Consider the following 267-nt stretch of genomic DNA (forward strand, 5'->3'; position numbering starts at 1 on the left):
GGGCTACTTCCTCATCGAGCCGTGGCAGCACTTGCTGCCTTACCTGATGGTGATCGCCGCGAGCAGCTTTGTGTACGTGGCGGTGGCCGATCTGATCCCGCAATTGCAAAAGCGCTTGACCGCGCGCGACACCGTGCTGCAGCTGGTCTGGTTGGCCGTGGGCCTGATCATGATCGCCTTGCTGGTAAACGGACTCCATCAAGCACACTGACTTTGCCCCCCCCGGCATGCAGGGGTTTTGGGCGACGCGCCCCTTGAACCTGGGGT

General features: G+C 62.2%; 1 pseudogene. It reads left to right on the forward strand.

Annotation, left to right across the window (positions count from 1 at the left end):
• Positions 1 to 211 (forward strand): annotated as a pseudogene (locus B2W70_RS10550) (ZIP family metal transporter); the annotation flags it as partial.
• Positions 212 to 267 lie beyond the last annotated feature (56 nt).

The sequence above is a fragment of the Aquabacterium sp. UBA2148 genome, from assembly GCF_002328915.1.
GTDB lineage: Bacteria > Pseudomonadota > Gammaproteobacteria > Burkholderiales > Burkholderiaceae_C > Aquabacterium > Aquabacterium parvum.